At 34.7% G+C, this 26,804-nt stretch carries 29 protein-coding genes; 7 read left to right on the forward strand and 22 right to left on the reverse strand.

The genetic code is table 11. The annotated features are described in order from the left end of the window. Positions 1 to 71: 71 nt before the first annotated feature. The 3 genes from NH286_RS04215 to NH286_RS04225 form a co-directional block, all read right to left on the reverse strand. Positions 72 to 950, reverse strand: a complete 879-nt coding sequence (locus NH286_RS04215) for a helix-turn-helix domain-containing protein (protein WP_106461325.1) — start codon at positions 948 to 950, stop codon at positions 72 to 74. Positions 951 to 1,202: 252 nt separating this feature from the next. After that, the gene (locus NH286_RS04220) at positions 1,203 to 1,469 is read right to left on the reverse strand and encodes a hypothetical protein (protein WP_106461324.1); all 267 of its coding nucleotides are present in this window, start codon (positions 1,467 to 1,469) and stop codon (positions 1,203 to 1,205) included. A gap of 28 nt (positions 1,470 to 1,497) precedes the next feature. Next, positions 1,498 to 2,142 carry a hypothetical protein gene (locus NH286_RS04225; RefSeq protein WP_106461323.1) on the reverse strand — a complete coding sequence of 215 codons (645 nt, stop codon included), beginning with the start codon at positions 2,140 to 2,142 and terminating at the stop codon, positions 1,498 to 1,500. Positions 2,143 to 2,281: 139 nt separating this feature from the next. On the opposite strand from NH286_RS04225, the gene NH286_RS04230 reads away from it, so the two are divergent. Continuing rightward, complete coding sequence (locus tag NH286_RS04230; protein ID WP_265213392.1) at positions 2,282 to 2,404, forward strand: hypothetical protein; 123 nt, start codon at positions 2,282 to 2,284, stop codon at positions 2,402 to 2,404. Between the two features lie 118 nt (positions 2,405 to 2,522). On the opposite strand, the gene NH286_RS04235 is transcribed toward NH286_RS04230, so the two are convergent. The 3 genes from NH286_RS04235 to NH286_RS04245 are packed head-to-tail and all read right to left on the reverse strand — an operon-like array spanning position 2,523 to position 4,962. Beyond that, on the reverse strand, positions 2,523 to 3,398 hold the full coding sequence (locus NH286_RS04235; RefSeq protein WP_265237160.1) for a helix-turn-helix domain-containing protein: 876 nt from the start codon (positions 3,396 to 3,398) through the stop codon (positions 2,523 to 2,525). Between the two features lie 30 nt (positions 3,399 to 3,428). After that, complete coding sequence (locus tag NH286_RS04240; protein ID WP_265237162.1) at positions 3,429 to 4,325, reverse strand: CPBP family intramembrane glutamic endopeptidase; 897 nt, start codon at positions 4,323 to 4,325, stop codon at positions 3,429 to 3,431. Further along, positions 4,312 to 4,962, reverse strand: a complete 651-nt coding sequence (locus tag NH286_RS04245) for a hypothetical protein (RefSeq protein WP_265237164.1) — start codon at positions 4,960 to 4,962, stop codon at positions 4,312 to 4,314. The genes NH286_RS04240 and NH286_RS04245 overlap by 14 nt, the downstream gene beginning before the upstream one ends. 57 nt (positions 4,963 to 5,019) lie before the next feature. Between NH286_RS04245 and NH286_RS04250 the strand changes: the two genes are divergently transcribed. Then, entirely contained in the window at positions 5,020 to 5,877 is an 858-nt protein-coding gene (locus NH286_RS04250) for a hypothetical protein (RefSeq protein ID WP_265237166.1), read from the forward strand. Between the two features lie 27 nt (positions 5,878 to 5,904). On the opposite strand, the gene NH286_RS04255 is transcribed toward NH286_RS04250, so the two are convergent. The 7 genes from NH286_RS04255 to NH286_RS04285 form a co-directional block, all read right to left on the reverse strand. Further along, entirely contained in the window at positions 5,905 to 7,185 is a 1,281-nt protein-coding gene (locus NH286_RS04255; protein ID WP_265237168.1) for a C39 family peptidase, read from the reverse strand. Between the two features lie 149 nt (positions 7,186 to 7,334). Next, on the reverse strand, positions 7,335 to 8,009 hold the full coding sequence (locus tag NH286_RS04260) for a TlpA family protein disulfide reductase (protein ID WP_106461317.1): 675 nt from the start codon (positions 8,007 to 8,009) through the stop codon (positions 7,335 to 7,337). Continuing rightward, complete coding sequence (locus tag NH286_RS04265; protein WP_106461316.1) at positions 7,999 to 8,868, reverse strand: 4Fe-4S binding protein; 870 nt, start codon at positions 8,866 to 8,868, stop codon at positions 7,999 to 8,001. The genes NH286_RS04260 and NH286_RS04265 overlap by 11 nt, the downstream gene beginning before the upstream one ends. Then, positions 8,861 to 8,998: a CD1871A family CXXC motif-containing protein gene (locus tag NH286_RS04270; RefSeq protein WP_199792195.1), complete on the reverse strand. Its 138-nt coding sequence runs from the start codon at positions 8,996 to 8,998 to the stop codon at positions 8,861 to 8,863. Before NH286_RS04270 ends, NH286_RS04265 begins: the two co-directional genes overlap by 8 nt. A gap of 41 nt (positions 8,999 to 9,039) precedes the next feature. Further along, positions 9,040 to 10,152 (reverse strand): sensor histidine kinase, encoded by a 1,113-nt coding sequence (locus NH286_RS04275; RefSeq protein WP_265237173.1) that lies wholly within the window; start codon positions 10,150 to 10,152, stop codon positions 9,040 to 9,042. After that, positions 10,133 to 10,813 (reverse strand): response regulator transcription factor, encoded by a 681-nt coding sequence (locus NH286_RS04280; protein WP_106461314.1) that lies wholly within the window; start codon positions 10,811 to 10,813, stop codon positions 10,133 to 10,135. The genes NH286_RS04275 and NH286_RS04280 overlap by 20 nt, the downstream gene beginning before the upstream one ends. A 144-nt stretch (positions 10,814 to 10,957) precedes the next feature. After that, the gene (locus NH286_RS04285; protein WP_265237175.1) at positions 10,958 to 11,479 is read right to left on the reverse strand and encodes a radical SAM protein; all 522 of its coding nucleotides are present in this window, start codon (positions 11,477 to 11,479) and stop codon (positions 10,958 to 10,960) included. A gap of 320 nt (positions 11,480 to 11,799) precedes the next feature. On the opposite strand from NH286_RS04285, the gene NH286_RS04290 reads away from it, so the two are divergent. From NH286_RS04290 to NH286_RS04305, 4 genes are all read left to right on the forward strand, one after another. After that, positions 11,800 to 12,396 (forward strand): PepSY domain-containing protein, encoded by a 597-nt coding sequence (locus tag NH286_RS04290; RefSeq protein WP_265237177.1) that lies wholly within the window; start codon positions 11,800 to 11,802, stop codon positions 12,394 to 12,396. A 159-nt stretch (positions 12,397 to 12,555) separates the two neighbouring features. Then, complete coding sequence (locus NH286_RS04295) at positions 12,556 to 13,170, forward strand: PepSY domain-containing protein (RefSeq protein WP_265237179.1); 615 nt, start codon at positions 12,556 to 12,558, stop codon at positions 13,168 to 13,170. 126 nt (positions 13,171 to 13,296) lie between these two features. Next, positions 13,297 to 13,866, forward strand: a complete 570-nt coding sequence (locus NH286_RS04300) for a PepSY domain-containing protein (RefSeq protein ID WP_265214526.1) — start codon at positions 13,297 to 13,299, stop codon at positions 13,864 to 13,866. Positions 13,867 to 14,008: 142 nt separating this feature from the next. Then, on the forward strand, positions 14,009 to 14,605 hold the full coding sequence (locus NH286_RS04305; RefSeq protein ID WP_265214528.1) for a PepSY domain-containing protein: 597 nt from the start codon (positions 14,009 to 14,011) through the stop codon (positions 14,603 to 14,605). A 149-nt stretch (positions 14,606 to 14,754) separates the two neighbouring features. Here the strand turns inward: NH286_RS04305 and NH286_RS04310 are convergent, their stop codons facing one another. The 5 genes from NH286_RS04310 to NH286_RS04330 all read right to left on the reverse strand — a co-directional run bounded on the left by NH286_RS04310 (position 14,755) and on the right by NH286_RS04330 (position 20,398). Further along, positions 14,755 to 14,982: a hypothetical protein gene (locus NH286_RS04310; RefSeq protein ID WP_265214529.1), complete on the reverse strand. Its 228-nt coding sequence runs from the start codon at positions 14,980 to 14,982 to the stop codon at positions 14,755 to 14,757. Positions 14,983 to 15,078: 96 nt separating this feature from the next. Then, positions 15,079 to 15,168 carry a lipoprotein gene (locus NH286_RS04315; RefSeq protein WP_199792193.1) on the reverse strand — a complete coding sequence of 30 codons (90 nt, stop codon included), beginning with the start codon at positions 15,166 to 15,168 and terminating at the stop codon, positions 15,079 to 15,081. An 85-nt stretch (positions 15,169 to 15,253) separates the two neighbouring features. Beyond that, complete coding sequence (gene ilvD, locus NH286_RS04320) at positions 15,254 to 17,005, reverse strand: dihydroxy-acid dehydratase (RefSeq protein WP_265237181.1); 1,752 nt, start codon at positions 17,003 to 17,005, stop codon at positions 15,254 to 15,256. Between the two features lie 201 nt (positions 17,006 to 17,206). Continuing rightward, positions 17,207 to 18,460 (reverse strand): FprA family A-type flavoprotein, encoded by a 1,254-nt coding sequence (locus tag NH286_RS04325; RefSeq protein ID WP_106461302.1) that lies wholly within the window; start codon positions 18,458 to 18,460, stop codon positions 17,207 to 17,209. A gap of 12 nt (positions 18,461 to 18,472) precedes the next feature. Continuing rightward, positions 18,473 to 20,398 (reverse strand): acyl-CoA dehydrogenase family protein, encoded by a 1,926-nt coding sequence (locus tag NH286_RS04330; RefSeq protein WP_106461301.1) that lies wholly within the window; start codon positions 20,396 to 20,398, stop codon positions 18,473 to 18,475. A 329-nt stretch (positions 20,399 to 20,727) separates the two neighbouring features. On the opposite strand from NH286_RS04330, the gene NH286_RS04335 reads away from it, so the two are divergent. Beyond that, positions 20,728 to 21,441 carry a hypothetical protein gene (locus NH286_RS04335; protein ID WP_265237183.1) on the forward strand — a complete coding sequence of 238 codons (714 nt, stop codon included), beginning with the start codon at positions 20,728 to 20,730 and terminating at the stop codon, positions 21,439 to 21,441. A 494-nt stretch (positions 21,442 to 21,935) separates the two neighbouring features. Here NH286_RS04335 and NH286_RS04340 read toward each other — a convergent pair whose 3' ends face one another. The 4 genes from NH286_RS04340 to NH286_RS04355 form a co-directional block, all read right to left on the reverse strand. Then, positions 21,936 to 22,796 carry an ROK family protein gene (locus NH286_RS04340; RefSeq protein ID WP_265237185.1) on the reverse strand — a complete coding sequence of 287 codons (861 nt, stop codon included), beginning with the start codon at positions 22,794 to 22,796 and terminating at the stop codon, positions 21,936 to 21,938. 124 nt (positions 22,797 to 22,920) lie between these two features. Then, positions 22,921 to 24,339 carry a hypothetical protein gene (locus NH286_RS04345; RefSeq protein WP_265237187.1) on the reverse strand — a complete coding sequence of 473 codons (1,419 nt, stop codon included), beginning with the start codon at positions 24,337 to 24,339 and terminating at the stop codon, positions 22,921 to 22,923. Then, the gene (locus NH286_RS04350) at positions 24,339 to 25,304 is read right to left on the reverse strand and encodes an ABC transporter permease (RefSeq protein WP_265237189.1); all 966 of its coding nucleotides are present in this window, start codon (positions 25,302 to 25,304) and stop codon (positions 24,339 to 24,341) included. Before NH286_RS04350 ends, NH286_RS04345 begins: the two co-directional genes overlap by 1 nt. Then, entirely contained in the window at positions 25,304 to 26,794 is a 1,491-nt protein-coding gene (locus tag NH286_RS04355) for a sugar ABC transporter ATP-binding protein (protein WP_265237191.1), read from the reverse strand. Before NH286_RS04355 ends, NH286_RS04350 begins: the two co-directional genes overlap by 1 nt. Between the last annotated feature and the right edge of the window lie 10 nt (positions 26,795 to 26,804).

The raw sequence follows: 26,804 nt of genomic DNA on the forward strand, positions 1-26,804 counted from the left end.
CTCCTTTATTTTTATATAGGGTCAATATACTTAAGTCTAGTAAATTAAAAAGGGACATGGCTGTCCCAATTTTAATTATTTCCCAAAACATCTCCTATGCCTTGATTTATTGACTTTAGTGCCCCATCTTTGTCAAGGTGGCTTGCAAAAATTCTCGATAATTTTATTGAATTTCTATAGTTTTCATCTCCCAATTCATGTTGGCATAAAAATTTCAGATAATATAAAAATGCAAACATCTCGCTATGATTAGAATATTTTGCAAAAGATATAGCTTCGTTAATTTTTTCTAAGCCATTAAGAGAATCCCTCTCTATATCCATGACATTAACAAGTGAGTAGTAGGCAATTAATTTTATAAGACTTTCGTCGTTTTTATCTATTATGGATGATAAAATCTCTTTCCTATCAATATTTTTAAAATAAGCTTTATTATTACAAACATTTATAAGAAGTCTTGCTTCTAAAAAGCTCAAATCTCTAGTTAGTATATTGTTTTTATTTATCCTAGCGCTCGTGATATCCTCAAACTCCTCTGTTAAACTAAGTAAAATTGGAGTTTTTAAGGATTTTATAAAAAGCTTCATTAAGGCTAGTTCATAGTCTTTTCCCTTAAAATTATGATCCTTTTCTAAAATATCGACTTTCTTTTCTAATAATAGGATTTCCTCCCTGGATTTAAAGCTAGAAAGAATGTCAAAACTTGATAGAAGTTCCCTATATAAATATTGGGATTCATAGATATCTTTTATGTATAAATCAACTATGTCAGCATCAAGACTTGCTGATAATTTTAGGAGAGTGTCAATGCTCGGTTCCTTTATTAGGCCATTTTCTATCCTTGATATGGACCTGCGGCTGATTCCTGATAAAAATGCCAAGTCTTCCTGGCTAATTCTTTTGTTTTCCCTGATTTTTGTAAGGTCATTTCCAAATTTATATATAGACATAGAACCTCCTTTCGTTTTGACTTATATCATACCACCTTAACTTGATAGCTACATTAAAATTAGTCATATAAAAAGACCTCATTTTATCCGAGGTCTCCTTAAATTTCTCTTATAAGCTTTTTATCATCACCTATTTTAGAGTATTCACCTAATCATAGAGCTTCTTAACTTAGTAAAATTGATCCTTATTTACTACAAGCTCAAGCAACATGCATTTATATAGTAACTATTAAATCTATAAATCCCCTTATTTTACAAAACCCATAGATAGGAAAACTTAACAAATATAAAAACAAAAATTATTGCTATTATCACTAAAGCTACCAGTGAATAAATTTTCTCCTTTTTGTTTAAATCAGACAATAAGATTTTTAAAAATAACGTCACTAAAAAAGCTCCTACAAAAACTGACCTATACTCTTTTAATTTAAATATATCAAATATAGATAAAAGAATAAGTGCTGTTAATGCTATAGATATTATGTTGACTATCTTTAATTTATTTGTATTTTCTTGCATAATTTTGCTCCGTATAAATATTTACTTTTTAGAACTTAGTCACACCCACAATTGTTTTTGAAGTTCTATACGCTACATTATGTTTTGATCCCCTACGCCTTATATGTCTTACCTTTTTTATCTTAAATATAAGACCATGCTCAGTTGACTTATTGGCCAGATGATTATTATAATACCTTACAATTTCACTAATCACAACAGTTACACCACCAGCTCCTTCTAGTCCTGGTACATAAGACATAACAAGACCAACTAGGCTAGCAACATCAATCTTATCACCTAGGGAATCACTTATCTGCTTATAGGTAAGCCTTTTTGTCTCATAAGTTGTTTCTACCCTATAAAATGATAAATCAGCTGGCAAATCTATTGTTTTATTGGTGATTGTAGAATAGAGGGTATTATCTTTAAAATTCGCAATTAATTGATTTTTTTCTCCAGTTTTACTATCAGTTATTGTTACGATTCTTTTATCACCTTCATCTTTAATTTCTATATTATTTAATATACTCTGGTTTGTAACTTTTGTTGAGCTTTGAGTTATCGAATTGATTTTTATATCATCTTTATTCATTCCAATATTACATTGGCTAGCAAAAGCTTGGCCAATTGGGCTAGCTAATATGCTAGCACTTAATAAGCAGGCAAAATATTTTGTTTTTTTATTTTTCATAAGTTTCTCCTTTACTATTCAAATAATTTGCATATAAACTTTACAAGCAAATTAAAATATTCAAAGTGACATCCATGTCACTTTTTTATAATTAATTCAACTATATAATATTACAAACGATATTAAAAGGAGTTGCTTTATGAAAAAAAATATATTACTTCTAATTGCAATATTATTAACACTAAACGTTAGTACTTCTTATGCTAATGATAAAAAAGAGTCTACTATAATAGAAATTAAGTCATATAAAAATTTAAAATAAATCTTTTATAAAAACCCATTAAAACAATAATTAAATGTTTTAAATTACTTCAAATTTTTATTTTGAAAAAATTTATTAAATTTAGGATTTATTGATTTAGTTATATAAATTTATATAATTAATCTCCAAAAACAATTTTGGATTTCTTGTCAATAATTTTTGATAACATACAATTATCTAAATGTGATGAAAACATATTTGCACAATTAAGTGAATTAATATATCTGTCATCTCCTATTTCATAAAAACACAAAAATTTTAAGTAATATAAAAGAGCATATGAATTAATAATATGATTATCTATAGCATACTGTATCGATTTATCCGCCAATTCTAAGGCTTCCTTAGATGTCCCATTTACATACATTCTATTTATAAGAATATTATATGCCATTATAACTATAATAGGTTTGTCTCTTTTTGTAATTAAATTATTCAGAATATCTTCTCTTTCTATTTCCTTATAAGATTTATTTTTATTACAAATATTAAGCAGCAATCTAGCTTCTAAAAAACTCAAATCCTTAGTCAGCAAATTATTTTTGTTAAGCCTAGTAGATGTAAGGTCTTCAAATTCTTCCTGTAGGCTAATCAGGATGGGTGTTTTTAAGTTTTTTATAAAAAGCCTCATTAGAGCTAGTTCATAGTCTTTTCCCTTGAAATTTGGGTCAGCTTCTAATATATTTAACTTTTTTTCTAAAAGAAGGATTTCTTCCTTAGGTTTAAAACCGCATAGAATGTCAAAGCTTGATAGAAGGTCCTTATATAAGTAATGGGATTCATAGATATCTTTTATGTATAAATCAACTAGATCAACTTCTAGGCTTGCTGATAATTTTAGGAGGCTGTCGATGGTCGGCTCTTTTATTAGGCCATTTTCTAGCCTTAATACGGACCTGCGGTTTACTCCTGAAAGATGCGCCAAGTCTTCCTGGCTAAGTTTTTTATTTTCTCTAATTTTTCTTAAATTATTTGCAAATTTATATATAGACATAGTGTCCGTCCTTACGAAAAGAAATCCTGCCTACTTTGGGCAAGATTTCTTTCTTATATTACTTATTAAAATTATCAGTACAATGGCTAAGATAAGACTTGTTACAATTGAGCCTTCTAGGCCAAAGTCTGCTCCTGAGATTAGGTCCCTTCCCTTAAGGGTGGTTTTAAGTATGTTTGCTCCGCTTTGGCTAAAGCCTGAGACAGCTACACCGTAGATATTGGCCATGGTCATGTTCCAGAAGGAGTGGGCCCCAGCTGAAATATATATTGAGTCTTCTTTATAAAATAATAGGGAAAATATCATTCCAATTAAAAATATATTTATAAAGGCCATAGGGCTAAAGCCCAAGTTTCCCAAGTGGAGGATGGAAAATATTAGGGAGTTTGCGACCATTGCAAGGATGATTTTGCCCCTTCCTGCCATTTGGTTCATTAGGATTGCCCTCATTAGAAATTCTTCTTCAAAACCTTGGATCATCCAGGCTGGGATGAAGATTAAAAAGAGCTTTATATTAAGGTCTGTCTTGTTTGTTACTATTTCTGCAAAGCCTAATGATTTTAAGATTAGGGCTATGAGGCTTAAAAGTGAAAATCCCAGCAGGATGCCCTTGGCATAGGAGATAAATTTCTTATCATCTACGAGGCCTAGGGAAATTTTATCTCTTTTTAAGACTTTCCTTGCAAATATATAGGCTAAAAATAGGGTGAGTGCGGTTGAATAAATTATTAGCAAGAAGGACATGTTATTTGTGTCCATGTAGGTGAAAAAATCATCTATGACCTTGATATTTTTCCCAAGACCTCCTATAAGACCTAGGATGTATTGGGGAATTATGATAAGAATTGACAAAATTAGGGTGATTAGGACCGGATTTAGGTCACGGGCTTCTTCTTTTGTTCTCTTAATTGATCTATTTGCTTTCATTGACTAAATCCAAGGCTCCGCCTATTATCCCATTTATAAATTCTCTTGATTCGTAGATATCATAGCCAAAGAGTTTTTTCTTTAGAAATATCTTGGCATCGGTGTTTTTAAGCTTGGCATCTGATGCTGAGAGCTTTCTCATATATTCTTCGTGCTGGTTGGCTTCTTCTATGTTTTTGACCTTGTCAAATTCCTCTACATAGTTCACATTTGATATCCTTAGACTTATTTCCTTGCCCCCGTCTATGTCTAATTTATTTAAAACTTTTATATCAAGATTTTTGAAATTATTTTTTATAAAGTCTTCTTGCTTGATTTCATCTTCTGAATAAGATTTTTTGAGCACGTCAAAAATCAGATCGATCCTATCCATGTTTTCTTTCATGAAGACCTCATCGTCGCCTTTGATTGCTGATTCAATTCTTGCCACAGTCCTATCTACATTGTGGCTTATGGACCTTGATATAAAAAGCACACTTGCTATTAGGAGGATAAATATTAGGATATAAGGGCCAAAGGTCCTTCTTTTTCTTTTCTTCTCCCTAGCTTTTCTACGCCTGGTCCTGTCTACTCTTTCCCTAGAAGGGGAAGGTCTTTCACGTCTGTCATGTCTTTGTCTTGTTGTATCTCTTGCCATAATTCCTTCCTTTTATTTATTATACCATTTACGATGAATTTATGATATGATAATAGTATGAAGTATTTTAAAAATAATTTTGCAGCAAGCCTTACGATTCTTGCCCTTATCGGGCTAATTTTTAAGGCTTTTCTTGCAAAAGCTCTTGTAATTGATGAAAATTTAATAGAAAGGTCTCTCACATCCCTAATTATTGCCTATCTGGCCTTTAAGATTTCTTTTATTGACACAAAAAAGGTCTTTATCATGTTTATCCCAGCGATTTTTTATAGCTTGATTATGGCTTTTGTTGTTAATGGGAGTAATTTTGCGAAAGTTCCTTACGATATAGTTGAAATTATCACAAATATTTACAGGTTAATCCTTATGGTGAGTGGATTTTTTATCCTGGAGCTTATCATAAACCAAATTCTTGGAAGTCGCATAGTCCCAATTCTTGCAGGCCTTTCTCTTTTAATCTTTTTTGCCATAATTTTTATAAAAAGACTAAGCCCTCTTGGTCCTTTTAAGGATTATTTCCTTTATTTTAGCTTTTATCTGATGGCTATTAAGGTCAGATCTGCGGCAAGTATAAAGCCAATCCTCTTAGTCTTTGCCCTTTGCCTTGTGGCAGGCGAGATTTATCTTAGGGAGAAATATATAAGTTTTGATTACGGTTTTATCCTTTCAATTTTCCCTCTGACCTATCTTAGCCTTAAAACTATTGATCAAGAAACAAATATGGGCTTTGCCGACTATCTTATCTTTGGATTAATTTATATATATCCAGCCCTCTTTGTGATAATTAAGGCAAGGATGCCTATAGAGGATATTGGAATTCTAATAATTTCAATCCTTGCCTCCTACATTATTGCTGAAGCTATTTACAAGATAAAAAATAAATACCTTTCCTATTTGCTTTTAGGAATTGATTGACATTGCAAGCTTTATAGGCTTGCTTTTTTATTTTATCTCCCAGGCTACTGTCACTTCTCCCCTTAATCTTCTCCATGAAATATTATCAAGGGTATTTCTTCTCATATTATAAGGGTCATTTATGAGGAAATGGTCCTTTTGGTAGGAATCTACAACCATGTAATGGCCTGTATTTATAAAGGATCCTGCCCCTACCCTTACAACTATAGGATTATTTTTAAGGGCCTGAACGAAGGCATCTTTTTGGACTGGTATGTCGTAGGATTTAAGGCCGTAGGCTTCGACTCCTTCTATGAAATATTGCCAATCAGTCCCATCCCAAGATGAGTAGTCACGGGCTACTGCCATGGTGTTGGTTGGGTAGATGTCGTTGGTATTAAGCTTTCTATTTAGAACCATGGCCATGGCTGTTGGCCCACATCCAAAACCTCCTATGGTACCTGTTGCGTAGGCTCTTTTTGACCAACGCCCATCTTTCTGGTAAAAATAAGGGGTCTTTCTCATAAGATTTTGAGAAAAGCCTGGCTTAAATTCACCATTAGTCCCCCTACTTAGGTTGGCATGAGCCACATCGTATTGATATATAGCCTCGCCCTTATCATTTATTTTATAAAGCTTATGATTAAAGACCTTCTCTGTATTTCTAAGTAGCCTTAGACTTCTTTCGTGGAAGGCATATTTTTTGCCAGAAATTTCTACCAAGCCCTCAGCAGGCTTGCCATCTTCAAAAAAATACCTATCCCCAACCCAGCCCCTGGCATAAGACCCATCAGTCTTAGTCGCTTCGCCAAATTTATTGAAATAATAATTTTGCCCATTAAAGACCCTATTTTGCTTTCTAAAAATCGCCCCATCCTCATCAAAACCATAGGTGATATTTCCAATAGTTTTTAGGCCCTTGGCATAGCCTGTTTGAGGGTCGTAATAGCCGAGCTTACCATTAAAATAATCCCAACCTATGTAATGGGCCTTTCCATTTTTATCAACATGGATATTTTCGCTGGCGATTGTCATATTTTTGACCATTTGGCCGGTCTTCTTGTCAAAATACCTGCGGAGTTCGCCTGTATCTGTCAAGCCCTTGGCAAGAGTCCCGTCTGGGTTTTTATAATAAATATCTTCTCTTGTAGGTTCTTCTTCCTTTAGAGTAGGCTCCTGTTCTTTTTCATCACTTGTGCCTGCCTGACATTCCTCAAGAAAAGCATCTAAATCAGAATCATCATAATAAATAATATCAGCAGCAAAGGCTGTGTTAACATTCATAATTCCTGCTAATATTAAACTTAACAATAAAACCTTCTTTTTCATTTATTCTCCATTTGTAATTAAAATTTTCACTTATAAAAATAAACCTAATGATTTCATTTTACATAAGTTTATTATATCAAATAAGGCAATCTTTGGGCAAAAAAATCCCGGCTCTTGCCGGGAAAAAAGTTATTAAGGGGTTTGAGTTTTTACTTATTGCTTGCTTCTTTTGCAGCTTCGATGTTTTTCATCAATTTTTCTTGTTGGTCCTTGTTTGCAATTGCTCCTACTACATCATCTCCTATGACATTGCCATTTTTATCTACTACTATTGTTGTTGGGTAGGCAAAAATATTGTCGATGAATTTTTTGATGTCGCCTTCTTGTTTTACGCCTAGAGCTTGGTAGGTTGGCTTATTTTCTTCGATTATTCTCTTGTAGGCTGCCTTTGTTGAGTCATCGTATTCGCTGTCTGTGCAGAGGGTTACGAAGTTTACTTTTTCATCCTTTTTGAATTCATCTGCTAGCTTATTTAGCTCTGGCATTTCTTGTATACAAGCAGAACAACCTGTAAACCATAGGTTGATGACTGTTGCATCATATTTTCCTAAATCTTCATTGGTAAATTTCTTACCTTCTTGGTCTGTCGCTTCAAACTTGCCTAGGTTTGTTGGTCTTTGGCTTGGGTCTACATCTTCGATTTCTGTAGTTGTATCTTTTGTTATTTGAGCTCCTTCTGGCATTTGTCCTTCTGGAACTGCCATTTCTTGGGCTTGTTCAGCTCCCTTATCTTTAGCTTCTTCTTTTGGTGCGCTGTTTCCACATCCTGCAAGTACTAGAACTAGGGCTAAGGCTCCTAGGCCTTTTTTGATATTATTTTTCATCTTTTTCCTCTTTCTTTTTGATATTTAAAAATTCGCTTGTGATTGCCTTTGTTGGACAAGCCTTTAAGCAATCGCCGCATCTTATACATTCTAAGTGACTGGTTGACTGTCTTATATCCACATCCATCTTACAAACTCTAGCACACTTGCCGCAATTTATACACTTATCCTTGCTTAGTTCCAATTGATAGAAGGAAAACTTGTTGAACAAGGAATAAAAGGCTCCAAGTGGGCAAATCCACTTACAAAATGGTCTAAAATATATGATTGATAAGATTATTGTAATTATTAATATTACAAATTTCATCCTAAATAGCGGGCCTAGGGCCATCCTTAGGTTGGCATTTCTGCTTGCTAGAGGAAGGGCTGCTTCCATTATGCCTTGGGGGCAAATATATTTGCAGAAATAAGGGGGAACCACTTCGTATTTTCCCTTCAAGGCAAAGCCTACAAATATTAATAGGCTAGTTAGGATTATGTATTTAATTGATCTTAGGACCTTTAGTTTTTTGGTGGAAAATTTCTTTGTTGGTATCTTATAAAATAGGTCTTGGAAAAATCCAAAAGGACACAAGAACCCACATATAAGCCTACCGACCATTATACCAAAAAACATCATAAGGCCCATCACATAAAAGGAGACCCTGTACTTGGCTGAGCCAATTACAGCTTGCAAACTTCCTATAGGACAAGATCCTGCAGCACCTGGGCAGGAATAACAGTTAAGACCTGGCAGGCAAATTTTCTTGCCAGGCCCCTGGTAAATCTTTCCCTTTAGGAAGTTGGGTAAGTGGAAGTTGTGAGCTAGGGTTGATAGGGCTTGGATAATCATTCTCTTTGTATTTTTTACTCTATCCAATTCCTATACACTCCAAACATAAGTTAATTGCCTTCATAAAGACTGTGTCGGCCTCTTTTCTATAAAGCCCGTAGCCAATGAAGGCAAGGCTTAGGGCTAAGATAGCCAGTGATTTTTTATATTTTTTCATTTCTCACCTTCCTTAATCATGATAACATAGGCCTTGTTAAGTTATGATAAAGACTTAGGAATTTTTATAATAAATATTGACCCGCAAGGCTCGTTTTCCTTGATATCAATATCCGCCCTTAGCATGTCAGCTATAGTTTTTGAAAGGGAAAGGCCAATCCCATAGCCCTCGCTTCCCCTAGAATTATCCACCTGGTAGAAAAGATCAAAAATCCTAGCCTTATCAGAATCGCTTATGCCAATGCCTGTATCTTTAACCAAAATCCTTATCTCATCACCAGATTTTTCCCCGCTGACCTTGACAGAACCGCCTTCCTTATTATATTTGATGGCATTGTCAATAATATTGTAAAGGAGTCTCTGCATGAGGGAATCATCGCTTATGATATCTAGATCTAAATTCTCATAGGCAAGGCTGACATTCTTATCACTTGCCTTATCTTCTAAGTCAAGGATAATCTCATCGACCAAGCTCTCTAGAGAAAACTTGCTGAGTTTAAGCTGAGATTTCTTCCTCAAGGACAAAATCGCATCGACAAGGCCGTTTAACTTGTCTACATTGTGTTCAAGGACCCTTACCATCTTCATAGAGTCTTCTGTCTGGATTTTTTGCTTGTAGACATCAAGTTGGCTCTTCATAACAGCAATAGGAGTCCTCAGTTCGTGGGCCACATTTGAAGAAAAATCCTTCTGTCTCTTGTAATCTGCGTAAATTTTCCTAAGCATCTTGTCAAAACTTTGGGAAAGCTCGACAATCTCTGTCGATGTAGAATCAACTAGGGCCAGATTTTCAAAGCTTTCTGGCTTATCTATATCCACATCACTTATCTTTTCCTGGAGATTTTTAAGTGGTGCCAAGATTTTCCTGATAATTAGAGCGAAAACAAAGGACCCAACTATGATCACACAGGTGATTATGAAGAAAAGATAGATTTTAAAATCGCTGGTAAATTGGAGTTTGGACGAATCCACAAAGAGGACCACCGAATGGTCCCTAAAGGGCAAATTGGTCTGAAATTCCTCCATCACAGCATCTATAACCATGGACTGTTTGCGATTTACAAGATACATGACTACAAGGAGCATAACTATAAAAATTATAACAACAGATGCTATGAGTTTAAAAATTATCGAATCATAAAACTTCTGTTTCATGGATACGATAGCCCCTGCCTATCACATTTTCAATCAGATTTTTGCCGCAAACCTTCTTGATTTTCTTCCTTAAAGATGACATATGAACCCTAACCGAGTTTGAAAATTCATCAACATTAGAGTCCCACACATGCTCGATAAGCTCTTCAGTTGGGACAAAACGCTCAGAATTTAAGAATAAATATTCCAAAATCCCTGTCTCCTTGCTGGTAAGGCTAATAGGGTTGCCCTGATAGGAAGCCTCTCTCTTGGCCGTATCAAAAACAAGTCCTGCTATGGCAATTTCACTTTCAGTGTGAACTTGCTTGCGCCTAAGCTGGCTTCTCATCCTGGCATCAAGCTCTTTAAGGGCAAAGGGCTTGGTCATATAATCACTTGCACCCAGGTCAAGTCCTGCCACCCTATCCTCTATATCAGAACGGGCTGTAAGCATGATGATTGCAACTTCCTTATCAAAAGACCTAATAGACTTTAAAACCTCGAAACCATCCTTAACAGGTAAATTCACATCAAGGATGATGATATCATAATTTTCCACATAAGCCATATCAATGGCAGTATCTCCATCGCTTGCCTTATCAGTCGCATAGCCCAAAAGATTGAGCCCTTCAGCAACAGAATCAAGCAAGTCGAGTTCATCTTCAACAATAAGAACCTTCATAAAACCTCCTAACTTTCTAGTATAATTATATCAAATCCTTGTTAAATTTAGATAAAGTTTAGCAAATAAAAATGGCTTGCTAGATGTAAAATCAAGTCAAAAGACCTATTTACTTGCTAACAAGCCATTTAAAATAAATTTTGATCAACCCACTCCAAAATCAGTGATTTCAAATAAGATATCAACCCTTGGATCATCTTCAAGATACCTGTACTTTTCGACAAACCAGCTAACCAGGTCTTCATCCCTCTTTATAGGAGTGGAATTATTCATAAAAATATTGACAGTTGCATGAGAAAATTCCTTAATTATTTCCATATCCCTATCAATCATCTCCTTAGTTTGGCCCTTGATTCCAACCATCACACAAGGAGAATCAAAATATTTCTTAACCTGTCTATAATCTGTAAAGGTCGCACCCTTTCTAAGGATCTTTTCCCTAAAGTCATTGTCAAAAGTCTCAATGCCAGTCTTAAAGGTAATAGGAATTTTAAAATAATCCCTAATCTCATCTAGCCTATGCCTATAAATCCAATGGGCTTCAAAAAACAAGTGCTTGATACTTTTCTCATCCACAATCCTCTTAATCTCAGCAAGAGTAGCATCAGTTAAGTCAAAGACAGAAGCTGAATCGATGACTTCTAGGACCCCATACTCTCCGGTCACATTTTTTAAAACCTCAAAATTGACCTCATCAATCGCTTTTTCATCGACTTCATTGTCATCTATATAATCACAAAAGCTACACTTGCCCCACTTGCAAGGCCTAGCCTTTAAAAGGACAATCTCCCTTTTAGTCTTATCCGTAATCTTCGAATACCTATTGATAAAACCACCTCCCTAAAAATTCTATCAAATCTTACCTAGAATTCTACCCCAAAAATAAATATATACATGGTCCTCATACAGAAAAAAAGAAAAAATGCTTAAAATCTGCAATTCTTGGGTATATAATAAAGTAAGACGATGAAAATTAAGGAGATAAAATGAAAAATAAAAAATTAATAATGATCCTAGCAGCAGGCCTAGCTCTTAGCGCTTGTGGCAATCAAGCACCTGCTGATAAGGCAACAAAAGAAGTAAAACAAGAAGAAAACCAAGTGGCAGAAAATAATGATGCAGTAAAGGAAGTGACAAATGACACTAAGGCTGCTGCAAAAGAACCAATTCCAAGTACAGAAAAAACACTAGAAGAAGCAATCGACGCTTTTTATGCCCACTATAAAGATGAGGCAATCGAGCTAACAAGTGTAGAACTTGACGAAGAAAATGGCAAATATTGCTATGGCGTAAAGGGTTTTAAAGATGGTCAAGAATACGAAGCCGTTTTAGATGCCAATACTCTTGAAATCATCAGCGAAAAAACAGAAGCAGAAGATGACACAAAGGTAATGGCTATAGATAGAAAAGCTATAATAACAGGCAAAGAAGCCATGGAAAAGGCCCTAGAAGGTCAAGCTGAAAATGTTTATATTGAAGGCTATGAGCTAGAAGTAGAAAATGGCAAAGCAGTCTATGACATAGACCTAGAAAATGCAGAAGATGTAAGAATTGATGCAGCGACAGGTGAAATAATCAAATAAATTTATAAATAGGCCCGGTTGGGTCTATTTTTTTATTATCATACTTACAAATCTTAAAACTTTTGTAAGAAATATTGAACTTTTCTAATCTCTGGTACAATATATTTAAGAAAACAGGAATTCCTTTTTTGAGCTAATATTATATAAGAGGAGTAAAATATGAAAATCAAAAATTTAAGCCTAATTCTTTTAGCAAGCCTTATTTTAGGAGCCTCTGGTAATAAAGAAGTAAAACCTGCAGAAAAACCTAAACAAGAAACAAGCCAGGTTGAAGATACAAATACAGGTGTAAAAGAAGTTTCTGAAGATGACAAAAAAACTGATGACACAGATAAAGAAAAAGCTCCTGAAGTGGCCATGAATATGGAAGACGCAGTCAAAATTTTCCACGAACATAATTTCGGAGATGCATCAGCTGATTCTTTTAATTTCGATAAAATTAAGGTGGAAATCTTAGATAAGGATATAATCTATAGCATTGAAGGTTTTAAAGATGGCAAAGAATACCAGCTTAAGATAAACAACAATGGCAAAATTTTAGAAGAAAAAATCGAAGATGACGACGATAAGAAAAAACTTGCCATAGATTTTACTAAGATAATTTCTGGTGAGGACGCCTGGGAAAAATCCCTAGAAGGCCAAGCTGAAGATGTTAAAGTCAAAGAATATGAACTAAAAATTGAAGACGGCAAGGTAGTCTACGACATAGAGCTAGATAATGGCAAGGACGTAAAAATTGACGCCACAACAGGCGACATTATAAAAAGAGACTAAATTCTAAAATTAATAGGCCCAAATGGGTCTATTTTTTCGCTAAAATCAAAGCAAACCAATAAAAATTGATAAGGCAAAGCTATTTAGTATAATCTCAATAACAAAAAGATTCTTATGGAGATATAGATGAATAAAAAAGTGTTAATAGGTTTATTAGCCTTTGTTTTCTTGCTAACGGGATGTAATAATACAAATAAGGAAAATAGTGAAACAGGTATAAGGCAAGTTGAAAATAAAAATACGAAAATTTCCAAAATAAAAAAGAAACCTGTCCCAGATTTTGCAAAAAGCTTAGATGACGGCCTAAAAATATTCCACAACCACAACTTTGGTGAGGCAGACATGGATTCAATAAATATAGATAAAATAAAAATGGAATTTACCAATGAGCTTTTCATCCTAAATATTGAGGGATTTAAAAGCGGAAAGATATATAAGCTAAAAATCGATGACAATGCCCAAATCCTAGAAGAAAAAATCGAAAAAGACACTACCAATAAAAAACTCGCCCTAGACTTCAAAAATATTATTTCTGGCGTTGATGCAATGGAAAAGGCCCTAGAGAAGCAAAGTAAAGGCGCTTGGGTAAAGGGATACGAGTTAAAAATCGAAGATAAAAAGGCAGTTTACTACATAAATATAGCAGAAGGCAAGGATGTAAAAATCAACGGGTCAACGGGAGAGATAATAAAATAGACTAAAAAATCCTGCTACAATTTAATTGATTTATCAAGTCTAAAAAGCTTTTGATATAGAATAGACATTAAACTCTATAATTTGTAAAACATAGGCCTTTTAGTATAATACTAATGTTCAAAGCTTTTATAAGGGGGAAAATATGAATAAAAAAATACTAGCTCTACTTCTAGCAACAAGTTTTGTTTTTGCTGGATGCAATGGTGAAAAAGCTAATACCAAAGAAGAAACTAAAGTTGAAGAAAAAGCAGATACTCCTGCTAACGATAATAAAGAACAAGCTACTGATCAAGCAGATGACAATAAAGAAAAAACTACAGCTGAAATGGTCATGCCAGATAACAAGGTAAGCCTAAAGGCTGCAAGCTACAAATTTGAAAGCCACGTGGGTGGTGCTCCTTACAATCTTACAGAGGTAAGCTACGAAGTTGAAGATGGAGAAGCTTACTACACCTTTGAAGGCGAGAAAAATGGGGATGAATATAAGCTAAAAGTAAATGCCAACTCAGCAGAAACAACAGAAGCTGAAATGGAAAAGGAAGCCGATAAGGAAAACCCAGTAGACCTAGGCAAGGCCATCCCACCAGAAGAAGCCATGCACATAGCCCTAGAATCAAACGGCGGCGGAGAAATAAAAGAATGGAAACTCTATAACGACGGCGAAGGCGAAAAATACAAATTTGAATTAAAAGATGGCAAGGAAATCATTGTTAATGCTATCAATAAGAAGATAATGTAAGGAAAAACCAGGATTTGAGATATTTCTAATCCTGGTTTTTAATATTCATTATTATTTATCTAAAAATTTTACTAACTTAAAATACTTATTGTATAATTTTCTATACCCTGGCAAACAAATTAAAATTCACAAGATATATTAACATTTTTCTACTCAAAACTATTTTCATAAATATCAAAAAATCTCGATACAAATTTGGCTTGGTCCTTTTCTTCTTGAGTCCCTGTTTCTACTTGCCCGCCGTAGATTTTGTAGGACTCATAGGATGTTTCGCTTAAATCTTCTAGGTCAAATTCTTTTTGGATTAGATTTATTCCACCCTTGTATTTTTCTGTGAGGGCCTGGTAGGCTTTGTGGGGGTCTTTGAATACTGCCATGCCTTCTTTATCTGCCCCTATTTCAAATCTCTGATCTATTTTTAAATATTTATCTATATCTACATTGCCCTTTATATTGCCTGTTCCTACTATATATTACTGGGTGGCCGGATTTTTGACTTTGCCTTGGGATGAGCAGGAAGCAAGTATTAAAATTAGGACTAGGATTTTGAATATTTTTTTCATAATATCCTCCTCATTTTTGTTAATTAAATAGTAACATTAAATCAGAAGAAATTTAATTACAAGTTTTGTAAGTATTTGAAAACTCCTAATCATCAAATTCCAAATAAGCACCCTTCATTGGACTTACTGAATGTTCCATCAAAATTTTGATGGCTCCCCTCTTGTATTTTGGGTCCTTTTTTTTATATTTTTTTCTTCTACTCTCCAAGATCTTTTCGACTTCTTCCTCACTACATTTTCCCCTATTTATTCCTATTATATTTAGCCTTCTTTCAGGGATATTTATTTCGATTATATCTCCCTCTTCTACTAGGCTAATAGGGCCTCCTTTGGCTGCTTCTGGGCTTACATGGCCTATGACTGGTCCAGTTGATGCTCCAGAAAACCTACCATCTGTTATTAGGGCTATTGATGCTCCAAGGTCCTTGTCTGATGAGATCGCTTCTGATGTATAAAACATCTCTGGCATGCCACTTCCAACTGGGCCTTCGTGCCTGATAAATACTGCTTCACCCTTGTTGATTTCTTTATTTAATACTGCTTTTAGGCATTCTTCTTCGCTATCAAAAGGCCTTGCGATAAGTTCTGCCACAAACATCTCTTTAGGACAGGCTGTATGCTTTATGACTGCTCCTTCTGGGGCTAGGTTGCCCTTTAGGACTGCGACTGACCCACCCACACTTATTGGTTTGTAATAAGGAAATATTATATCTTCTTTTTTGATATTTAGCTTAAATTTCTCATTGAATTTATCAAGAAGGCCCTGACACTTTTCAAAATATCCATATCTTTCTAAATCTTTTAGGTTTTCTCTGATTGTTTTACCTGTTATGGTCATCTCATCTAGATTTAGTAGGTCATAGCATTCTTTCATAACAGCTGGAAGGCCTCCTGCGTAATAAAATAATTCTGCAGGCCATCTGCCAGCTGGCCTTATATTTAGTAGGAAGTTTACCTTTCTATGGATTCTATCAAAGTCATCCCCATCTATTTCTATGCCTAGTTCGTGGGCTATGACTGGAAGGTGCATCATGGCATTGGTTGATCCTGATATGGCTGCGTGGATTAGGATGGCATTTTCAAAGCTTTTCTTTGTTAAAATATTAGATGGCCTCATAGACTCATCGCCTGCTATTTCAAAGGCTCTAGCTCCTGCCATCTGAGCGTATTTTTTAATATCATCTCCTATGGCAGGTAAGACTGCACTTCCTGGTAGGGCAAGACCTAGGGCTTCTGCCATTATTTGCATGGTTGTGGCTGTGCCTATAAAAGAGCAGGCCCCACAAGATGGACAGGCCTTGTGCTTGGCCCAGTTTAATTTTTCTTCTGTAATTTCTCCTCTTTCATATTGGGCAGAATACATGCCAAGTTGCTCTAGGGTTAGCATTTCTGGCCCTGCTGCCATGACTCCACCAGGAAGAAATACAGCTGGCAAGTCTACCCTTAACATGCCCATCAAGGATCCGGGCGCTCCCTTATCACAAGATGCTACAAAAATTGCAGAGTCAAATTGTAGGGCACTTGCTTGAATTTCAATCATATTTGCAATCATCTCCCTACTGACTAAGGAATAATTTATCCCGTCTGTTCCCTGGCTTTGGCCATCGCACATGTCTGTGTAATAATATCTTGACCCAAATCCACCTTTATCGTAAATTTCTTTCCTAGCTATTTCAACCAAACTATCCAAATGTGCTGATCCTGGATGGGAGTCTCCAAAGGTTGAGCCTATGTAGATTTGAGCCTTAGATAGATCTTCAACTTCCCAGCCCATTCCTATTCTTAAAGGGTCAAGCTCAGGCGCTATTTTTCTAGATTCTTGTGATTTTAAGTTCATTTTTTCTCCTATTTATAATTTTAAAATGATTTTACATTGACTTATCACTATCAATTTTAAATTGTAATTGACATCTTCTACTTTTTACCATTATAAGGAGAAGATTGATTTTTTCAAGCCTGCTTTCAATTCCCTATAAGTAGGCTTGAAAAAAAATTCCACACAAAAAGGCGAGGATTTCCCCGCCTTTTAGATTTTTACTTATTTTTTGCCCTTCTTTTGAGAAGCTGCTTTTGCTTTTTCTTCTCTTCTCTTCTTCATTGAGTCGAAGATTCCATCTACTATGGCATCCATGTCTGGTTCTTTTGCTTTCTTTAGTGATGATACTATGTCTAAGCTTTCTGGTAGAACGTCCATTAGTCTTAGTTCTTCGTCTATGAATTTTTCCATTTTTTCTGCTGCTTGTGGAGCCCATGTTCCGTTACCTATGATTGAGATTGCTCTGTTTTGTAGATTTAGTGCTTTCATGTCTTCTAGGTAGTTGAGCATTACTGGATAGATTCCTAGGTTGTAGGTTACAGATGCTAGGACTATGTTTGAGTATTTGAAGCTTTCTGCTATTAGGGTTGATACATGAGTGCTTGATACGTCTCTTAAGGAGATGTTGGTCATGCCTTTTTCACATAGCTTGCTTGCTAGGGCTTGGGCTGCAAATTCTGTGTTACCATACATTGATGCATATACGATTAGGACACCTTCTTCTTCTGGTTCGTAGGTTGCCCAGTGTACGTATTTGTCGATGATGTAGCCGAAGTTATCTCTCCATACTAGGCCGTGTAGTGGGCAGATGTATTTGAGGTCTAGACCACCTGCTTTTGCTAGGGCCTTTTGTACGAATGTACCGTATTTACCTACGATGTTTGTGTAGTATCTACGTCCTTCGTCTAGGTAGTCTCTATCCCAGTTTACTTCGTCTGCGAATAGTCTACCGTTGTTTGCGATAAATGATCCAAAGGCATCTGCTGAGAATAGGACTTTGTCATATGAATCATATGACATTAATACTTCTGGCCAGTGTACCATTGGTGCTTCTACGAAGGTGAATTCGTGTTTACCAAAGCTTACTGTGTCGCCTTCTTTTACTTCGATGTATCTATCGTCTACGTGATAACCAAATTGTCTCATGAACATAACTCCTTTTTCAGAAGAAATTATCTTTAGGTTTGGATATCTTTGTAGCATCAATTCTATTGATGAGCAGTGGTCTGGTTCCATGTGGTGAACAATCAAGTAGTCTAGGTCCCTGCCATCTAATACTCTTGCTACGTTTACCATGTATTCTCTTGTTATTGCCCAGTCTACTGCATCGATTAAAACTGTTTTTTCATCCATTAATAGGTAGGAGTTATAAGATACGCCTTCAGGTATTGGAAATATATTTTCAAATAAGGCAAGTCTTCTATCATCGCCACCTACATAATATAAATCATCTGTTACTTTTCTAACTGTATACATTATTTCCTCCTACTACTTTCTATCTTCTGGGAATTCCATTCTGATGAATTCTTCTTTTGCTTCGCCAGATACTGGGCTTACCCAGCTGTCAGGTAGTTTGTCAAATGGTGTTCCTGGTTCTATTCCTTGGCTTGGATCGCCTACTTCTGGGTCATATTCATATCCTGAACCTAGGTCTAGATAAACGTCTTCTTTTGGAGCCATTTTTCTTGGTTTACTTCTTTTGATTTTTGGTTGTGGTGGTGCTGGTTTCTTTTCTTGGCCATTATCAAGTTCTTTGATTAATAGTGGAAGAATTTCCATTGCATCGCCTACTATACCGTAGTCACAGTTATTGAAGATTGGAGCGTTTTTGCTGTTGTTGATTGCTACTATTGTTGATGCATCTTTCATGCCTTTTAAGTGTTGGCCTGCTCCTGATACACCTACACCGATGTATAGGTTGCCTCTAAAGCTTTGTCCAGACATACCGATGTATCTATCTAGTGGTACGTATTTTAATGTTTCTGCTACTGGTCTAGATGATGAAATAGCTGCTCCTGCTTGGTAAGCTAGGTCTTCTATTAGCTTCATGTTTTTCTTTTCACCTATACCACGGCCTGCTACTACTACTCTTTGTGCTTCGCCAATTGGTGTCATTGGGTCGATGCCTATTGTAAAGTCGTAGCCGTCTTTTTTGAGGGCTGCTACTAGGTTTTTAACTGCTTCTTTTGGGTCTCCTTCAAAGATTTCACCTTTACGAACACCTGCGATTGGACCTGATTTAGCAGCTGAGCCTGCTCTTTTCATCTTTGGAGCACGACCTACTGTACTAGCACCAACTACTACTCTCATGATTTCATTGGTTCCTTCGTAGATTTGTGTTATCTTAGCATCTCTAAAGAATCTTTCTACATCTACACCCTTGATATAACCTGAACCACCATATAGTTGGATAGCTTCTGTTGTTATCTTCATTGCAAGGTCTGATGCTACTTGTTTAGCCATTGCTGCTTCTGCAGAATATCTTTCGTGATTTTCTTTAAGTTCTGCTGCAGAATAGATCATTAGTCTTGCTGCACGTAGATATGTTGCCATATCAGCAAGTTTGAATGTATTTCTTTGTAGGTGAGCTATTGGCATACCAAATTGTTCACGTTCTTTTGCATAAGTAAGAGCGGATTCATATGCTCCTTGGCCGATACCTAGGGCTTGAGAAGCTATACCGATTCTACCACCGTCTAAGGTAGCCATAGCTATCTTAAATCCTTGGCCTTCTTTACCAAGTAAGTTTTCTTTTGGAACTTTTACATTGTCAAAATGAAGTTCTGCTGTTGAAGATGATCTGATACCTAATTTGTCATAGTGGTCTGAGAAGGTGAATCCTTCAAATTCTTTTTCTACTATGAAAGCAGAGATACCATGTGTACCAATACCTGGTGTAGTAACTGCAAATACTACATATATGTCAGCTTTTGGTGCATTTGTGATAAAGATTTTCTTACCGTTTAGGATATAGTAATCTCCATCAAGAACTGCTGTAGTTTCTGTACCACCAGCATCTGAACCAGCGTTTTCTTCTGTAAGACCAAAAGCACCGATTTTTTCACCTTTTGCAAGTGGAACTAAGTATTTTTGTTTTTGTTCTTCTGTACCAAAACCAAAGATTGGCCAGCTACCTAAAGAAGTATGTGCTGAGCAAATAACGCCCACACCACCGTCTACTCTAGATAATTCTTCAACTGTTATAGCGTAAGAGGTAACATCAAGTCCTGCTCCACCATATTCTTTTGGATATGGTATACCCATAAGGCCCATTTCACCCATTTCCTTAACTATATCATCAGGAAATTGGTTATTTTGATCGAGGTCGAAGGCTATTGGTTTTACCTTTTCTTCTGCGAAAGCTCTAACTTTTTTTCTAAGCTCTTCGTGTTGTTCTGTTGTTTTAAAAAGCATATAATCCTCCTTACATTATTATCCTTATGAGTAAATTATAATATTAAGAAAACGTTTTGTCAAGAATATTTTTTCTGTCAAATATCTTATAAATTTGTTTGAGTAGAAAGCAAGTTTTATCAAGATAACTAAAAGAACAATGTCATCTTTCAAACTTAGCTAAAAAATCATGATAATTTTTATCAAAATTAATTATCTTAGTATTTTAATATAAACATCTTCCTAATTCTACTACTCATCTACTATATAAATACCCAATTTTATCAAAACTTACAGGGATTTTAAGTTTTTAAAATCTTATTTAGGGTATAATAAGGGTGAGGTGGAATATGAAAAATAAACTTTTAAAACCAGTAATAATTTCAATGATGGCACTAGCCCTAGTAGCTTGTGATGATACTAAACCACAAACAAGTGAAATTACAGAACCTGAAGCTGTTGCAAGCGAAGATAAAGGCGAAGATATAAATACCCCAAATAAGGCAAGCGAGAACAAGCCTGCAAGAGATGACCAAGATGCAAAGGCTACAGCAGAAAATACAGATAAAGATGATGAAAATATCAAAAAAGAAACTATAGAAGTTAAAAAAGCTGATATGAAAAAAGAAGACAAAAAGATAGATAAAAAGGAAAAAGCACCATCCAAAGATAAAGAATCTAAAGAAGATGAAAATACTCTTAAAGACGATGGTAAATATGTGACAAGTCTTATAGCTAGCCTTAAGGGTGAGGGTAAAGACTATATCACTTCTACTGCTTATGAAGCTAAAATTGAAGATGACAAACTTATCGTATCAGGATCATTTGATTATCTCAAAGACCCAGCTGATTATGAGAATGTCAAAGAAATCGAAAATAAAGAAGACAATTCCTTCCTAATCGATGATGATACAGTATTTGAGGCTGTAGGCGGTATGGCACCAGCTAAAGAAATGACAAGGGATGAATTTGTCAAATATTTTGAAGAAGTAAAAGAATCAGGCCTAGGCCTAATAATATTTGTAGAAAATGGCGTGGCTAAATCAGTTTCAATTTCATCATAAAAATTAAAATTATTAATTCTTTTAAATCTCAGATGGCTAGTATAAGCTGATTGAGATTTTTTTCTTGATATTTAGAATATCTTATCATGTTATCTTTTGATAAAATAATAAAAATAGTGGCAGAATATAAATAAAAGTGGATTAGCTAGGTAAATATCTAATAAGAAGATATGGAATTATTATTCCATAGAAAAGACTTGCAATGTTTAATTATAAAAAAACTATTTTAGTTTTTATAAGACTATTTTAACGCAAGTTATAGCGCCCCTTGGTGCTTATTCTAACTTAACTTTAAAAGAAAATATAACTTTAGTATTCCTAGCTTGACTGGGATTTGGCTATCTGTTTGCCCATATCCTTGATAAGAAAAAGCTTTACCAAAAATAAAATATTGATCAATGTCTTCCTCTTTTTTGGTCAAAAATAAGATACTTTATTGAATTCTCTTAACTAAACTTGCTCATTACAAAAGGCCCCTCATGGAGCCTTGTTTTTTATAAGATTTTTTGAGCGAGGATTAAAAGCCCTAAGGTAGCAGACTTGCCGTCGTATTTTGGTCTTACAATGTAAGATTCTAGGTCAGGAAGATTTACATAACCATTCATCAAACCTTCAAACTTTTCTCTCACCTTCTCAATAAGGCCATCAACCTGCATAACTCCGCCGCCAAATACTATAACTTCTGGACTAAACATAAGGCTAGTGTTATAAGCTGCTTGGGCAAGGTAGGATGCTTCTATATCCCAAAACTCGTCATCATAGTCAAGATCCTGACCACTTTTACCAAGTCTTTTTTCTATGTTTGGTCCAGATGCAAGGCCCTCAAGGCAATCGCCGTGGCACATACATCCGCCCTCATAAGTATCTCTTGGATCTTTTTTTATAATCATGTGGCCCATTTCTGGGTGACTGGCACCTCCTATAAAATTATCATTTTGAACAAAACCACCGCCAATTCCTGTACCCACAGTATAGTAAGCAAGACTAGTCTTGCCTTCACCAGAGCCGACCTTATATTCGCCATAGGCTGAAGCATTGACATCTGTTGTCACAAAAATTGGCACAGGGAAATCTTCCTCAAGGCTTTTTTTAATATTAAAGTCTTTCCATCCCTCTTTTGGAGTATTCAAAATCTTGCCATAATCATCTGAATCAGGATTTACATCAATAGGACCAAAAGAGCCAATGGCAATTGATTCTATCTCACCCTTATATTTTGCAAAAAAATCCTTAATGTCAGCGAAAGTCTCAACCGGTCCTCTGGTATCAATCCTGATTTCGTCCTTAACCTCTAAATTTCTATCACCAACAGCACAAATCATTTTAGTACCGCCTGCTTCTAATATTCCAAACATACTACCTCCTAAACATTAACAATCTACCAACTCATTTTTTCTCGAATTATTTTATCTTGTAAATAAAATATATTTAAAAACCCCCAAAAGTTAAAAACTGATGGGGATTTTTAAAGAATATTATCTATATCAGGCTTCCTTGCCTTCCTATAACTGGATATTCCATTTTTTCAGCAATTTCTTCCCAGTTTGAGAATTTACCATAAGAACATCTTATTTCTGAGCCATTTTTTAATTCAGGATATTCATTTTCTCCGTTGGTTCCCCAGTTAACCCATCCTGAATCCGATCTTTGTACAATTTGATACCTATCTACTACGTTAGATGTATACCACACCATTGAATAACCTGTTTTTGTATTCCATTCACATGTTTTATTAGCTTTAATAGGGAAAATTGTCTGTTCTTCTACTTCATCTATGTTGATACCATCGTTGGAAGTTATTACATTTTTAAATCTTTCATCACTATAAACAGCTTTATGTGCTATAGGTAATATACTTTCTATATGATCTTTGATATCATCATCCGTTAATACTCCCTCTTTTACAGAAAATAATCTCCAGAAATAATCCCAAGAAACGTCATTTAATTCCTCGCCAATGCTTTCTCGATATCTTCTTAATTTTTCATTGTCTGAGTGATCAGCGTTTTCAAGTATATCATAAATATTATCATAAAGTACTTTTGCATATGGATCGCCAGCTCTATAGTTTGTTGACTTATAGGTTGCAAATCTATCAAATATTAGTTCACCCTTTCCTCCTTCAAACTCATCACCTACAGTTATCAAGTTATCTACAGGAGTTCCATCAACTAGAGTATGGAAATCATCTATTTCATATTTTCTATCAAACAAAGGACTATTATAATAGAATTCCCATGTGATCTTAAATTTCTTATTCCTTAAATTAACATCTAATCCATCAGGTATTGTTCCTTCAAATATATACCTATGATATAAGTCACCGACAACTTCAGGTGTAATTTTAACCTTTGTATGTTCTGGTGGATTTATTAAGCCATTAGCTGGAGTAAAGAATGGTCCATAAAATCCTCCAATAGCATTGGAATTATTAATTATAAGATTTTTATCTTCCTTTTTATTTTTAAAGTATCTTATTCCCCACTTACCACTAGAAGTTCCGTCGGCCTTACCTTCACAAAGTTCAAGAATATAATATCCTGTATCCAATCTGACAAAACCGTCTTCTTCTGATGTTTGAATCTCTTTGATACCTTCAAATTTTTCATCATTACACATTTTTGCATTTTCATCTAATTGCAGTTTAAATCTTTTAGTGAATTCTCCCTCTTGAAAATCTGTAAAGAAGAATATTTTGGTTGATTTTATATTTTCAGATTCTAATACAGTATCAAATAATTGAATTCTTACGTCATTACCATCTTCATCAAATAATGTTAATCCTTTTACATCAATATCGTAATTTTCAAAGTTTAATTCGACTTTTACAGGTTCATTCTCTCTAACGTAACCATATGGATTCGTTATATTTATAAGCATACTATTATTATTTGTCATTATTTTTTTCCTTTTTTCTTAGATAAAAATGTATCTCTTTTAGCATCGACTATTACAGCTAATAGAATTATTATTCCCATTATAACTAACTGCCAGAAAGAGCTAATGCCCACTAAGTTCAAACCATTGCTAACTATACCTATAACAATAGCTCCAAAGAAAGTTCCAGAAATATTTCCTTGACCTCCTGACATTGAAACGCCACCAAGTACACATGCAGCGATAGCGTTCATCTCATATCCCTGTCCAACAGATGGTTGTCCAGAATACATTCTTGAAGCCAATACAACACCAGCCAAAGCTGCTAAAAATCCTGACAATACATATACAATTGTTTCAACTTTTTCGTTTTGTATACCTGAGAAGGATGCAGCTTGTCTATTTCCACCTATAGCATAAACATAGGTTCCAAATTTTGTTTTTGAAAGTAACACAGAAAATATAGCAACTAAAACAAACATATATAATATAGATATTGGTAAAACTCCAAACAATCTTGTATTACCTATTCTAGAAAAAATTTCATTTGTGCTTCTTAAAGATCTACCGCCACTGTACAAATAAGCAGCTCCTCTAGCTATATTCATAGTCGCTAAAGTTACAATAAATGCTGGTAACTTAAACTTTGTAATTATTTTTCCATTAATTAGTCCTATTAAAGTTCCTATAACTATACTTAATAGTACAGCTAGTATTATATTAAGATTGAAATTTTCGACTAATCCCACACAAAGTGTTCCAGAAAGTGCTACTATTGAACCTACTGAAAGGTCAATTCCTCCTAATATGATTACCAGTGTCATCCCTAGAGCTATAATAACATTGATAGCTACTTGTTGTAATAAAGTGATCAAGTTTTGTACAGATAGAAATACTGGTGACACTATTGATATAAGTATAAATAAGATTGCAAGAACAACCAATATACCTTTATTATTTTTAATTATTCTTTTTACCGATTCCATTAACGACCTCCTGTTGCATAATGCATTATTTTTTCCTGATTTATGTCTTTCCCGGAAACTTCACCAACTATAGATCCGCCTCTCATGACATAAGACCTATCTACCATATTAATAATTTCTGGCAAATCAGATGATACTATAATAACAGCTATGCCTTCTTCAGATAAATTATTAATAACTTGATAGATTTCTGACCTAGCCCCAACATCAACTCCTTTAGTAGGTTCGTCTAATATTAGAATCTTAGGTTTAGTGGCAAGCCACTTTCCAATAACCACCTTTTGTTGATTTCCTCCAGATAAATTAACCACTGGAAAGTCAACATTAGGAGATTTTATCTTCAATAAATCAGAAAAATCCTTAGATAAATCTTTCCTCATACGTTCATCTATTATTTGATTTTTAGTAAATTCGCTAATTACTGGTAGGGTAATATTAAAGTTTATAGAATTGTTAAGTACTAAACCTTGTTCTTTTCTATTCTCAGGAACAAGCCCTATACCATTATGCATAGCATCCATTACAGACTTTATTACTACACCTTTATTATCAATCAATATTTCCCCTGAAGAATAATCTCTGATACCAAAAATTGTTTCCATTAATTCACTTCTACCTGAGCCAACAAGACCAGCGAAACCAACAATTTCTCCTGCTCGGACATTAAAATTAATATCATTTAAAACATCCGAATTTAAATTTTTAACCTCAAGTGCAGTTCTATCACTAATATTTTTTACTCTATTAGAGTAAAGAGATTCTATCTCTCTTCCTACCATCATTGATACAAGCTCATCTGAATTTGTATCTTTTGTTTTTACAGTGTTTATATAATTACCATCACGCATTACTGTTATGGTATCTGTTATCTTAAATATTTCCTCAAATCTGTGAGTGATATAAACTATACTTATACCGCTCTTCTTTAATGAATTGATTAATTTAAATAGAACTTCAACATCTTTATCGGAAAGTGATGACGTAGGCTCATCCATAACCAATATTTTTACATTAAATGATATTGCTTTAATTATTTCTACTAGTTGTTGATTAGCGATATTTAATTGACCGACTTTAGTTCTTGAATCTATGTCCAAACCAAATTCTTTTAACATATTGTTAGAATCATTATAAATCTTATCATAATCAATTAAGCCATATTTGTTTCTAGGTTCTCTTCCCAAAAATATATTTTGACCAACGCTAAGTTCTGGCACCATAACAATTTCTTGGTGAATAATACTTATACCTTTAGATTGGGCATCAAGTACGTCATTAATTTCTGTTTTTTCACCATCAATCAATATATCTCCAGTATTAGGCGAGTAAATCCCGCCTAATATTTTCATGAGAGTTGATTTGCCTGCACCATTTTCTCCAACTAATGCGTGAACCTCACCCTCTTTTAAAGCTAAATATGCATTTTCCAATGCAGTAACAATGCCAAATTTTTTGGAAATATTTTTCATTTCTAATACATAATTAGTCATAATAATTCCT

The organism is Anaerococcus sp. NML200574, from assembly GCF_026131665.1.
Lineage (GTDB): Bacteria > Bacillota > Clostridia > Tissierellales > Peptoniphilaceae > Anaerococcus > Anaerococcus kampingae.

Bases quoted from the DNA above. Each gene is read 5' to 3' on its own strand.
- NH286_RS04260 (WP_106461317.1), bottom strand. From the start codon at position 8,009: ATGAAAAATAATATCAAAAAAGGCCTAGGAGCCTTAGCCCTAGTTCTA.
- NH286_RS04340 (WP_265237185.1), bottom strand. From the start codon at position 22,796: ATGTTTGGAATATTAGAAGCAGGCGGTACTAAAATGATTTGTGCTGTT.
- NH286_RS04240 (WP_265237162.1), bottom strand. From the start codon at position 4,325: ATGAAAGCAAATAGATCAATTAAGAGAACAAAAGAAGAAGCCCGTGAC.
- NH286_RS04280 (WP_106461314.1), bottom strand. From the start codon at position 10,813: ATGAAGGTTCTTATTGTTGAAGATGAACTCGACTTGCTTGATTCTGTT.
- NH286_RS04315 (WP_199792193.1), bottom strand. From the start codon at position 15,168: ATGAAAAAAATATTCAAAATCCTAGTCCTAATTTTAATACTTGCTTCC.
- NH286_RS04250 (WP_265237166.1), top strand. From the start codon at position 5,020: ATGAAGTATTTTAAAAATAATTTTGCAGCAAGCCTTACGATTCTTGCC.
- NH286_RS04290 (WP_265237177.1), top strand. From the start codon at position 11,800: ATGAAAAATAAAAAATTAATAATGATCCTAGCAGCAGGCCTAGCTCTT.
- NH286_RS04295 (WP_265237179.1), top strand. From the start codon at position 12,556: ATGAAAATCAAAAATTTAAGCCTAATTCTTTTAGCAAGCCTTATTTTA.
- NH286_RS04215 (WP_106461325.1), bottom strand. From the start codon at position 950: ATGTCTATATATAAATTTGGAAATGACCTTACAAAAATCAGGGAAAAC.
- NH286_RS04255 (WP_265237168.1), bottom strand. From the start codon at position 7,185: ATGAAAAAGAAGGTTTTATTGTTAAGTTTAATATTAGCAGGAATTATG.
- NH286_RS04345 (WP_265237187.1), bottom strand. From the start codon at position 24,339: ATGACAAATAATAATAGTATGCTTATAAATATAACGAATCCATATGGT.
- NH286_RS04235 (WP_265237160.1), bottom strand. From the start codon at position 3,398: ATGTCTATATATAAATTTGCAAATAATTTAAGAAAAATTAGAGAAAAT.
- NH286_RS04350 (WP_265237189.1), bottom strand. From the start codon at position 25,304: ATGGAATCGGTAAAAAGAATAATTAAAAATAATAAAGGTATATTGGTT.
- NH286_RS04300 (WP_265214526.1), top strand. From the start codon at position 13,297: ATGAATAAAAAAGTGTTAATAGGTTTATTAGCCTTTGTTTTCTTGCTA.
- NH286_RS04270 (WP_199792195.1), bottom strand. From the start codon at position 8,998: ATGAAAAAATATAAAAAATCACTGGCTATCTTAGCCCTAAGCCTTGCC.
- NH286_RS04355 (WP_265237191.1), bottom strand. From the start codon at position 26,794: ATGACTAATTATGTATTAGAAATGAAAAATATTTCCAAAAAATTTGGC.
- NH286_RS04310 (WP_265214529.1), bottom strand. From the start codon at position 14,982: ATGGCAGTATTCAAAGACCCCCACAAAGCCTACCAGGCCCTCACAGAA.
- NH286_RS04305 (WP_265214528.1), top strand. From the start codon at position 14,009: ATGAATAAAAAAATACTAGCTCTACTTCTAGCAACAAGTTTTGTTTTT.
- NH286_RS04330 (WP_106461301.1), bottom strand. From the start codon at position 20,398: ATGCTTTTTAAAACAACAGAACAACACGAAGAGCTTAGAAAAAAAGTT.
- NH286_RS04220 (WP_106461324.1), bottom strand. From the start codon at position 1,469: ATGCAAGAAAATACAAATAAATTAAAGATAGTCAACATAATATCTATA.
- NH286_RS04275 (WP_265237173.1), bottom strand. From the start codon at position 10,152: ATGAAACAGAAGTTTTATGATTCGATAATTTTTAAACTCATAGCATCT.
- NH286_RS04225 (WP_106461323.1), bottom strand. From the start codon at position 2,142: ATGAAAAATAAAAAAACAAAATATTTTGCCTGCTTATTAAGTGCTAGC.
- NH286_RS04230 (WP_265213392.1), top strand. From the start codon at position 2,282: ATGAAAAAAAATATATTACTTCTAATTGCAATATTATTAACACTAAAC.
- ilvD (WP_265237181.1), bottom strand. From the start codon at position 17,005: ATGAACTTAAAATCACAAGAATCTAGAAAAATAGCGCCTGAGCTTGAC.
- NH286_RS04325 (WP_106461302.1), bottom strand. From the start codon at position 18,460: ATGTATACAGTTAGAAAAGTAACAGATGATTTATATTATGTAGGTGGC.
- NH286_RS04245 (WP_265237164.1), bottom strand. From the start codon at position 4,962: ATGGCAAGAGATACAACAAGACAAAGACATGACAGACGTGAAAGACCT.
- NH286_RS04335 (WP_265237183.1), top strand. From the start codon at position 20,728: ATGAAAAATAAACTTTTAAAACCAGTAATAATTTCAATGATGGCACTA.